The sequence below is a fragment of the Brevundimonas sp. genome (genome assembly GCF_036399195.1).
Classification (GTDB): Bacteria; Pseudomonadota; Alphaproteobacteria; order Caulobacterales; family Caulobacteraceae; genus Brevundimonas.
Map to the genome: position 1 here is coordinate 1 of NZ_DASWNO010000276.1, position 3,738 is coordinate 3,738.

The following is a 3,738-nucleotide window of genomic DNA, read 5'->3' on the forward strand; positions in this document are numbered from 1 at the left end:
GGGATCAGGATCAGGGGGTTCACGTTGGGTCCTGACAAAGGCTGGGGCTGCGACGCTCGGGCGAGCTTCCGCCGGTTGCGAAGGCCGCGCTAGCGTGTAAGAGACGCCCACGCAAGAATTCGCCCGTCCTCGCTGTGGTCGGGCCTCAGAAACGGGATGAGACGACGCGCATGAGCGGCGATCTGAAGTGGAACAAGATCCTGGGCGCCGGACTGGCGACCGCCTTCGTCATCCTCGCGGTGCGCGAAGGGACAAGCTTCATCTATCACACTGAAGCCCCGGAAAAGATGGGGTATTTCGTCGATGCGCCGGAAGAAGCCGCGGCCGGCGCCGCCGAAGCCGTGCTGCCGCCGGACTGGGGCACGGTCCTGCCGACCGCCGATCTGGCCGCCGGCGAAGCGGCCTTCGCGCGCTGCCAGGCCTGCCACACCGTCAACGCGGGCGGCGCCAACGGCATCGGGCCGAACCTGTTCGGAGTCGTCGGGCGGGCGGTCGCCAGCCACGCGGGCTTCGCCTATTCCGACGCCATGACGGGCCACCGGGCCGAAGCCCCCACCTGGTCGCTGGACGCGCTGGACGAGTTCATCACCGCTCCGGCCCGCGACGTTCCGGGCACCAAGATGTCGTTCGCCGGCATCCGCGACACCAACACCCGCGTGAACCTGATCGCCTGGCTGCGGACGCAGGGCTCGACCGGCGTGGCGATCCCAGCGCCGGACCCCTCGCGTCAGCCGGGCGCCGCGCCCGCCGCCGCCGCCGAGGGCGCCCCGGTCGCCCCCGGCGCCGCCGAGGCGGCCCAGCAGTCGGGCGGCCAAGCCGGCGGCGCGCCGGTCAGCGGCGCCTCCCCGGCGGCGCAGTCGACCACCCAGACCTCGGCTCAGGCCTCGCCCGACGAGACCAGCTCGCAGAACTCCCTGCCGCGCTGATCGGCTTGGCTCCGTCTCCTGCCCATGGTCGATGGAGGAGACAAAGGGGCGCGACGGTCCAACTACAACTTCGTCCTTCCGGGGCCGCGCAGCGGAACCCGGAACCCAGACGTCCGGGCTCGGACCTTCGACGCCTCCGACCAGCGCGCCAGGTCTCCTGGATTCCGGGTTCAGTCGCGGCTCCGCCGCTCCAGCCCCGGAAGGACGAACAGGGTTGCCTGCGTCAGGCTTTCAGAGCCGGCGGAAGACGGGTGCGGTGAAGCCGGAGGCTTTGTAGCGCGCCTCGGCGTCCGCGAGCGCCTCAATCACCACCGCGCCATGGGCGCCCGAGGCGTGCAATAGACGGTCCTCGTCCAGCACGAAGGCGGAGTGGCCCCGCCACGGACCCTCTTCAGCGTTCAGCCAGATGGCGAGATCGCCGCGACGGACCGCCGACCGTTCGACGGGCTGGCCCAGTTCCGCCTGCTGGTCCGCATATCGCGGCCCGGCGCGGCCGCAGGCGTAGAGCGCCTGCTGCACCAATCCGCTGCAGTCGGTGCCCGTCGGCGTGCGGCCGCCGAGCCGGTGCGGGGTCCCGAGCAGGGCCTGCGCCACCGCGACGGGATCGTCGAGGAAGTCTCCTATCATCGACGTACCCGCCCGATCGGTCCCGGCCACGAGGGCGTTGAGCGGCAGAACGGCGGTGGGCTCGGTCACGGTCCGGTTCGGCAGGGGGGCGCCCTCTGCGAGGTGGGCGGCGTCAACCCAGCCGACGACGCCGTCGCGGCGGGCTTGACCCCACATGCGGCCGCCTTCGGCCAGCAGGACGTCGAACGCCTCTCCGAAGATCAACTGGTCCAGCGGAGCGGTCCCCCGGCCAGGGCCTGCCTCGATGTCGGCGACCGCCACCGCGCAGTGCATCGGGCGGGCCGCGCGATAGGCCGTCGCCCGCACAACGCCCTCCAGCGCCTGCTCGGCCATATCGGGCCGGGCGAGCGTGGTGCGGGGGTCGAGGGTGGCGGCGGCTGCAGTCAAGCGAGGGCTCGTCCGGGGTGAGCCTTGGTCCTACCCCGAGAAGCCGAAAAGCCCGTTAACGAACAGAGGCGTTATTGTGGCCGAACCGCCGCGTCAGCAGCTCGAAACAGGCCCGCAACGCCTGCGCCTCGCCCCCCTCGGGCCATCCGGGGCGGGCCTTCGGATTCCAGGCGAAGATGTCCATGTGGGCCCACGATCCAGTCGTCGGCGCGAACCTCTGAAGGAACAGGGCGGCCGTCACCGAGCCGGCCTGCGCCCATGCCGCGGAGTCGTTTCTCAGGTCGGCGATCTCGGCCTCGACCGCGCCGCGGTAGCCTGGCCACAGCGGCATCCGCCATAGCGGGTCGCGCACCGCCTGACCGGCCGCCAGCAGGTCTGCGGCCAGCGCGTCGTCGTCGGTATAGAGCGGCGGCAGCTCCGGCCCCAGCGCGACCCGCGCCGCGCCCGTCAGGGTGGCGAAGTCCAGCGTCAGGTCCGGCGAATGCTCGCCCGCGCGGGTCAGGATATCGGCGAGGATCAGTCGCCCCTCGGCGTCGGTGTTGCCGATCTCGATGGTCAGGCCCCTGCGGCTGGACAGCACGTCGCCGGGCCGGAAGGCGTCGCCCGAGATGGCGTTCTCGACGGCGGCGACCAGCACCACCAGCCGCACCGGCAGATTCGCCTGCATGACCAGCCGCCCAAGCGCCAGGGCGTGGGCCGCGCCGCCCATGTCCTTCTTCATGTTGCGCATGCCGACGGCGGGCTTGATGTCGAGGCCGCCCGAGTCGAACACCACCCCCTTGCCGACCAGCGCGACAAGCGGCAGGTCGGCGCGGTCGAGATTCCAGCCTACCTCGATCACCCGGGGCGCGCGATGCGGAGCGGCGGCGCGTCCGACCGCATGAACCGCGGGATAGTTGTCCTCCAGCAGGACGTCGCCGGTGGTCACGGCGATGCTCGCCCCGGCCGCCTCAGCGATCTCCCGCGCGATGGTCTCGATCTGCAGCGGGCCCATGTCGGCGGCGGGCGTGTCGATCATCTCACGCGCTAGGGCGCAGGCCGAGGCGATCCGCAGCGTCGACGCCACATCCAGGCCGTCGGGCGCGACGAGCCTGACCGGCGCGCGCTCGGGTCGCGCCTTGTAGCGGTCGAAGGCGTAGCTCCCCAGCAAGAAGGCCAGCGCCGCCGTTCCCGCGTGCTCGAGCTCGGCCTCCAGCCGGTACAGGCCGGGGGGCAGGCGCGCCGGCAAGGATCGCGCGGTCATCGGATCAAAGGTCTCGCCCGCGCCGACCAGCACCGCCGCCACCCCGCCGTCCGCGTTGGGCGCAACCAGAAGCTGGCCCGGCTTGCCCTTGAAGCCGTTGGCCCCCGCCCACGGCCGCAGCCCAGGCTCGATCTCGCCGGCGGGGCCGACGAAGCGCACCGGCACGGCGCCGGCGGCGTCTGTCGTGAGCAGATCGGGATGAAGGGCGGACATGGACGGCCTTTCCGGCCCCGGATGGGCCGATCTTAACCAAGGATTGACGCGAAGGGCCGATTCTGGACCCCGAACCCTCCGGAGCGCCTGTCCATGTCGCGCACGACCGCCCTTATCGCAACCGCCCTGCTGCTCGGAGCCTCGGGCGCTCCCGCGATGGCCACTGTTCAGACCGCCCCGCCGCAGACCGCTGCGGTTGCGCCGCGCACGCGCCAACCGGCCACGGCCGACGTGCGCGCCGCCTACGACCGCGCGGATCCTCTCGCGCGCCAGATATTCTGGACCGAGCAGGCCGAAATAAATCCGATGGACCCCATCGCGGGGGTCAAGGCTGCGGTCGCG

At 71.9% G+C, this 3,738-nt stretch carries 3 protein-coding genes and 1 pseudogene; 2 read left to right on the forward strand and 2 right to left on the reverse strand.

What is annotated here, in order from left to right; translation table 11 throughout:
- The first annotated feature begins 170 nt into the window (after positions 1–170).
- Positions 171–926 (forward strand): cytochrome c family protein, encoded by a 756-nt coding sequence (locus VGB60_RS11945; protein WP_331038474.1) that lies wholly within the window; start codon positions 171–173, stop codon positions 924–926.
- 231 nt (positions 927–1,157) lie between these two features.
- On the opposite strand, the gene VGB60_RS11950 is transcribed toward VGB60_RS11945, so the two are convergent.
- Both VGB60_RS11950 and VGB60_RS11955 read right to left on the reverse strand, forming a co-directional pair.
- On the reverse strand, positions 1,158–1,940 hold the full coding sequence (locus tag VGB60_RS11950; RefSeq protein WP_331038475.1) for an NlpC/P60 family protein: 783 nt from the start codon (positions 1,938–1,940) through the stop codon (positions 1,158–1,160).
- Positions 1,941–1,995: 55 nt separating this feature from the next.
- The gene (locus VGB60_RS11955) at positions 1,996–3,396 is read right to left on the reverse strand and encodes a leucyl aminopeptidase family protein (RefSeq protein ID WP_331038476.1); all 1,401 of its coding nucleotides are present in this window, start codon (positions 3,394–3,396) and stop codon (positions 1,996–1,998) included.
- Positions 3,397–3,489: 93 nt separating this feature from the next.
- Here VGB60_RS11955 and VGB60_RS11960 point away from each other — a divergent pair.
- Positions 3,490–3,738: pseudogene (locus VGB60_RS11960) on the forward strand (hypothetical protein); the annotation flags it as partial.